Genomic DNA, 6,042 nt, shown 5'->3' on the forward strand with positions numbered 1-6,042 from the left:
GCCCAGGTCAAAGTAGTGTGCATGCGTGATGGTGCGACCGCGCTGGCTGCGGTCGGGGTGGTCGAACACGGCCACTGACTGCAGTGCGGCGCGCATGCGGGCCTCGGGCAGGTTGCATGTACGGGCAAGAGGCTCTGCGAGCTGGCCGCTATTGCCGCGCCAGCTTTGCGACCACGTGGCTGGAAAAGTTGTCCAGGATAGCCTGCCAGCCGGCTCGCTGCTGCTCTTCGGAGTGCGTTTGTTCCCCGTCGAATGTGACCGTAACTTTGACTCCGTCCGCGCCCTCGTCGAACTCAACGATTCCTGCTCGATCTCCGAAGGCATATTCGATGAGCTGGCACGGTACAACCTTGGTGTATTCACCTGCAAAGTCGAACCCGAATGAGCCGTCCTTCGCCTCCATGCGAGAGGAGAACTTGCCACCTGGCCGTAGATCCACCGACGAGGTGGTCGTGTGCCAGTCTGGGGACGCTGTATTCCATTGTTTGATGTCTTCGGGTGTTGTGTATGCCCGCCAGACTTCTTTCAACGGTGCGGCAACGACAGTGGAGACGGTGATCTTCATGAGCGAACTCCATTCGGGTGACCCGGCACATATTCAAAGATTGGGTGCCGAGTCCAGCCCTATCGGCACTGGCCGCTAAAACCCGGCCTTATTAGCGACTTCTGTCTCAGACTTGTTGGCTGCGCGCGGCGATCCACCGGATTTCCTCGACCAGCTCGTGCAATCCTGTTTGGATGATATCCAGAGTAGGCTTGTCCACTAAGTGACCGTCTTGTATGCGCGCGGCGACTCCAGCAATGGCGATGTGCTGCCGCACCAAGGGGCGTGCCAGTGTGGCTGCCAATGCATCACGAATTTGGGCCTGTGCCCGCACTCCCCCTGCCGTGCCTGGCGACGCCGTCATGATGAGCGCGGGCTTGCCCTTGAGAGGAGATGCAAATCCCGGCCGCGAAGCCCAGTCAATCGCGTTCTTGAGTACCCCGGGTATGCCGTAGTTGTACTCAGGAGAACACAGTACCAGGCCATCCGCATGTTCAATGGCGTTCTTGAGCTGGACGACTGGAGGCGGTGGTTGGTCCCCATCCAGATCTGCGTTGTACATGGGGATCTCGTCGAGAGGGAAAAACTCCAGTGTGGTTCCAGAAGGTAGCAGCGGCTGGAGGCTTCGCAGCACGGCAGTGCTGTGCGACGCGCGGCGGAGGCTTCCGGAGATGGCGAGGAGGCGGATAGGACGTGTCATCTGGTTGGTGTTCATTGAGATTCTTTCGTTCTTTCAATGTCTGAAGTTTATGCATAAAATTCAAAACATGTACAAAACAGACACATCCCCTCGCACCCCGCCCCTGGTGGATCAGGCCTTCGCGCAATTGCGCAGGGATGTGTTGAATGGCACCTACGGTCCAGGCGCCAAGCTCAAGCTCGATGAACTGCAAGCTGCCTACGGCTTTTCCAGCAGTCCGTTGCGGGAGGCGCTGAGTCGTCTGGCCCAGGAGGGGTTGATCCGGGCAGATGAACGGCGAGGGTTTCGTGTAACGGCGATTTCTGCAGAGGACTTGGGCGACATCACGCGCATGCGTGTGATGCTTGACGTTCAGGCGCTGCGCGAATCGATTGCCCACGGTGATGACGTGTGGGAGGCGCAAGTAGTGGGGGCATTTCACCGCTTGGAGAAGGTAGAAGGCCGACTTAGCGATGGTCCGGTCGTTTTGGACCAAGGGTGGACGGACGTGCACACTGCCTTTCACATGGCACTGATTTCAGCCAGTCCATCAGAGCGCCTGCGGACGTGGAGTGCAAGCCTCTTCGACCAGGCGGAGCGCTACCGGCGGTTTTCAGCGCGCTTTCGCAAGACCTTTAAGCACAAATCCAGCGAGCACCGTAAGCTCATGGACGCTACGCTGCGGCGCGATGCAGATACCGCCTGTGCACTCTTGCAAGAGCACATCTTGAGTACCGAGCGCAATGTGCTCTCGGTGCTGGGCAAGCTGGAGCACGGCCAGGGAGGCTGACCCTCCGCTGCCATTGCAAGCCAGGGCATGGTCTAGGTACAGGCATTTCGCCGGTTCCTGGGCAGCCCTGCCCCTCCTCATTCCTGGTTGCACCCGACTCGCGTGGTGCAGAGCCCGCATGCATCGCGCATGTGGGCTTTTTCGCTTCTGAGTTCCCCATTTCCGTTGTCTGCAAGTGCCTCTTCTTGCGCAAGTGGCCAAGCAAGTTCCCTCAAATCGCTCGGTGTAAACCACTACGCATAATTTGTATTTTGTGCATAAAAATACATTCATGCACTAGATTCGAAGGTTCAGAAGTTCAAGTTCTGATCGTTGTGCCTTCTCCGATTCCTCTTTCATCCCTTTTCTAGGAAACCCATGAAACTGATGTCCTACTCAATCGCCGGCCGTGAAACCTGGGGTGCCGTCCTCGGTGACGGTGTTGCCGAACTGGCGATCCGAACTGGCCATGCCACGCTGGCTGGCTTCATCGCAAGCCCGGACTTCGCGCGCCGGGATGCGTTGGTGGCAGATATCAAGGCCGACGCAAAGTTGGCCGAAGTGACGTTCCTGCCGGTGATTCCTCGCCCCGAAAAAATTGTCTGCGCGGTGCGCAACTACATGGATCACCACCAGGAGGTGCTCGCTGCTGGCATGCAGCGCGAGCTGTCCGAGCAGCCGCCGATCTTCTTGCGCGTGTGGCGTTCACAGACACCACATCAAGGGCCGATCGTCCGCCCCCATGTTTCGGAGTCGCTGGATTGGGAAGGCGAGCTGGCCGTAGTGATTGGTAAGGAAGGTCGTGACATCAGCGAGGCGGACGCCTGGGCGCACATTGCAGGCTATAGCTGCTACAACGATGCCAGCGTGCGTGAGTGGCAGTTCCATGCCAAGCAGATCGCCTCCGGCAAAAACTTCGAATCCACTGGTGCTTTCGGTCCCTGGATGGTGACTGCAGACGAGATCGCGCCTGGTCGCGAACTCAAGCTGGAGACGCGTCTGAACGGCGTTGTGGTGCAGTCCAGCCATACAGGGCACATGATTTTTTCGATCCCCCGCCTGATTGCGTATGCCTCCACCATTTTTACGTTGGTCCCCGGTGACGTGATCATCACTGGCACTCCTGCCGGCGTGGGCTGGAGCAAGAAGCCGCCGCAGTTCATGAAACCTGGCGACGTCGTGGAAGTGGAGATTGAAGCCATCGGCGTGCTGCGCAATCCAGTGGTTGCGCAGGGCTGACCATCGTCTGGCGCCATTTACCCGTTCGATCTTCCATCCAGACCCTGCAAGGGTAGAGCAAGGCCCCACGCGGCCGCCGCCCACGGAGACAAACACCATGCAAAGAAGACACGTCCTGGCCGCCTGCAGCGCGGCCGCTCTTGGATGGCCGGCGCTGCCGGCCCTGGCCCAAGCCTATCCCGAGCGAGCGATCAAGCTCTATCAGGGGTTCGCTCCTGGTGGAAATGCGGACGCCATCGCCCGCGCTGTGAGCGCAGAGATGGCCAAAGCCTTGGGCCAGGCCGTGGTGGTGGAGGCACAGTCTGGAGCTGGCGGCACCATCGCCGCCACCACGGTAGCGCGGGCAAAGCCCGACGGATACACGTTGCTGCTCGCCACCGGGGGGCATGCGGTGGCGGGCGCTCTCTACAACACGCTCCCCTACAAGTCAGTTGCGGACTTCGAGATGGTTTCCACGATCACCTTCTTTCCGTTCCTGGTGGTTGTCAACGCCAATTCGAAAGTCCAGAGCCTGCGTGAAGTCATCGCAAACGCGCAGGCCACACCGGGATCGGTTGGCTACGGGACTGCGGGCGTGGGCTCAACCCACCATCTGGCGGGCGAGCTGCTGGCCAAGATGGCTCGAGTCAATCTTTTGCACGTTCCTTATCGGGGCGATGCTGCATCGATCACGGCGCTGCTGGCAGGCGATGTGCCATTCATCATCGCTCCGCCGACCGCGGTATTGACCAACATCCAGGCGGGGAAGCTGCGCGCCATCGCAACCACCGGCCCCCAACGGTGGGCAGGCCTGCCAAACGTTCCCACCGTCGTGGAGCAAGGTGTGACGGGCTATGACGTGCGCTCGTGGGCCGGCCTTCTGGCGCCCGCAGGAACACCCCGACCGATCGTTGATCGCCTCAATGCGGAGGTGCTTCGTGCGCTACAGGCGCCTGCAGTACGGCAGCGTTTGGAGGACATGGGCGGCGAAGCGCGTGGCAGCACGCCCGAGGAAATGAAGGTCATGGTGAGCCACGAGATCGAAAAATGGCAGCAGGTAGTGGCTGATGCCAAGATTCCCAAACAATGACTCCAATCACCTTGTCGAAGGACTTTTGAATGAACTTGATCGCTATCCGCAAACGCAGCCTGACCATTGAAACGGTGTACCACGAAGGCGGGCCACCGGTAGACACGCCGCTGCGCATCGCCTCTGCTTGCGCTGTGATTCGCAATCCTTACGCTGGCCGCTATGAGCCAGATCTGCTGCCCTTCATGGCCGAGCTGCGCACCCTCGGTACGATGCTCGCTGAAGAGCTGGTGGCTACGCTGGGCAAGGAAAAAGTACAGGCCTATAGCAAGGCAGCCATCGTCGGCGTGAATGGCGAGTTGGAGCATGGCGCCGTCTGGCATGAAGCGGGGGGCTGGGCAATGCGCCAAGTGCTGGGTGAACCCAAAGCCATCGTGCCGTCGGCGAAGGCCGTGGCCGCTACGGGCTACCGCTTGATGGTGCCACTGCATTACATCCATGCGGCCTATGTCCGCAGCCATTTCAACAGTGCCGAGGTGGGGATTCAGGACGCGCCCCGCCCCGACGAAATCCTTTTCGCACTGGTGATGGCCGATGGCGGACGCGTCCACTCGCGCCTGGGCGGCCTGACGCGCGAGCAGGTGTCCGTACACGACGGCCAGCGCTGAGGTTAGACATGGCGACTTCTTCCACTGGCACGATGAAGGCTGTGCAGCTCCAGGTCACGGGTGGTCCGGAGGTTCTGTCTTTGGTGGACATCCCTCTACCTCATCCCGGACCGGGTCAGGTACGCGTCCGGGCTCATGCCATAGGCGCAGGTGGGCCGGACGTTCTGATTCGCAACGGTACTTACAAGTGGATGCCCCCACTGCCTGCGGTGCCCGGCAATGAGCTGTCCGGGGTCGTCGATGCCATCGGTGAGGGCGTCACCCGCCTGTCTGTGGATGACCGCGTGCTGGTCAGTGCACGAGAGTTGCCACAGCGCGGGGGCTGCTACGTGCAGGCGATCTGCGTGCCCGAAGTTGTGCCATTTGTGCTGCCTGAGAGCATTGCGTTCGAGGACGCGGTGAGTCTCGGTAACTTCCAGCTCGCACTGGCGCTACTGGCCAGCAACGGCAATCTACCCGCTAAAGCGATCCTGATTCCCGGTGCAGCAGGTGGGGTTGCCACCGCGCTGGCACAGGTGGCGCGCTCGCAAGGCCTGCGCGTCATCGGTACTGCATCAACCCCGGAAAAACGCCAGTTCGCCTTGGAAAACGGAGTTAGCGATCTTGTTGATGGCGACGTGCAGGCCCTGCCGCAACGCGTCATGGAGCTCACTGGGGGACGTGGCGTCGACCTCGCTTTTGATCATGTGGGTGCGGCGCTGTTTATCGCCTGTCTGCGGTCGCTGGCCCCCTCAGGCATGGCGGTGTCGTACAACATCCTTGCAGGCCCACCATCGAGTGATGTGTTCGATGAGCTTCGCAAACTGCTCGCCAAGAGTCTGGCGATACGCACCTTCTCCATTCACGCGGTGGATGCCGATGTGGCTCAGCGCCGCGGCTTGATGGAGCAAGCCATTGCGCTCATGGCGAGTGGCCAGGTGCGTGCACCGCGTGCCATGCGCATGCCACTGGCAGAGGTTCGTCAGGCCCATGAGCTGTTGGACACCGGCGGCACGCTGGGCAAGCTGGTCCTCATTCCCTGAACCCATGGAGTCTTGCAACGTGAATCCACCCTACACCGCCAATCTCGCTCACTGTGGCATTTTTTGCCGTGACCTGGAGGTGATGAAGGCTTTCTATACCGGAGTGTTCGAC

At 60.4% G+C, this 6,042-nt stretch carries 7 protein-coding genes and 1 pseudogene; 5 read left to right on the forward strand and 3 right to left on the reverse strand.

Going from position 1 to position 6,042, the window contains the following annotated elements; translation table 11 throughout:
- The 3 genes and pseudogenes from AC04MI_RS22835 to AC04MI_RS22845 all read right to left on the reverse strand — a co-directional run.
- Positions 1–117 (reverse strand): annotated as a pseudogene (locus tag AC04MI_RS22835) (cytidyltransferase); the annotation flags it as partial.
- Between the two features lie 31 nt (positions 118–148).
- Positions 149–565 carry an SRPBCC family protein gene (locus tag AC04MI_RS22840; RefSeq protein ID WP_436077569.1) on the reverse strand — a complete coding sequence of 139 codons (417 nt, stop codon included), beginning with the start codon at positions 563–565 and terminating at the stop codon, positions 149–151.
- A gap of 106 nt (positions 566–671) precedes the next feature.
- The gene (locus tag AC04MI_RS22845) at positions 672–1,259 is read right to left on the reverse strand and encodes an NADPH-dependent FMN reductase (protein ID WP_436077570.1); all 588 of its coding nucleotides are present in this window, start codon (positions 1,257–1,259) and stop codon (positions 672–674) included.
- 34 nt (positions 1,260–1,293) lie between these two features.
- On the opposite strand from AC04MI_RS22845, the gene AC04MI_RS22850 reads away from it, so the two are divergent.
- From AC04MI_RS22850 to AC04MI_RS22870, 5 genes are all read left to right on the forward strand, one after another.
- Positions 1,294–2,013: a GntR family transcriptional regulator gene (locus AC04MI_RS22850; RefSeq protein WP_146871789.1), complete on the forward strand. Its 720-nt coding sequence runs from the start codon at positions 1,294–1,296 to the stop codon at positions 2,011–2,013.
- Positions 2,014–2,370: 357 nt separating this feature from the next.
- Positions 2,371–3,231, forward strand: coding sequence for a fumarylacetoacetate hydrolase family protein (locus AC04MI_RS22855; protein WP_099729274.1), 861 nt, complete (start codon positions 2,371–2,373; stop codon positions 3,229–3,231).
- 97 nt (positions 3,232–3,328) lie between these two features.
- Positions 3,329–4,300 (forward strand): Bug family tripartite tricarboxylate transporter substrate binding protein, encoded by a 972-nt coding sequence (locus AC04MI_RS22860; protein WP_436077571.1) that lies wholly within the window; start codon positions 3,329–3,331, stop codon positions 4,298–4,300.
- Between the two features lie 29 nt (positions 4,301–4,329).
- Entirely contained in the window at positions 4,330–4,908 is a 579-nt protein-coding gene (locus AC04MI_RS22865; RefSeq protein WP_056066523.1) for an amino acid synthesis family protein, read from the forward strand.
- Positions 4,909–4,916: 8 nt separating this feature from the next.
- Entirely contained in the window at positions 4,917–5,930 is a 1,014-nt protein-coding gene (locus AC04MI_RS22870; protein WP_436077572.1) for a zinc-dependent alcohol dehydrogenase family protein, read from the forward strand.
- Positions 5,931–6,042 lie beyond the last annotated feature (112 nt).

The sequence above is a fragment of the Acidovorax sp. LjRoot204 genome, assembly GCF_056175785.1.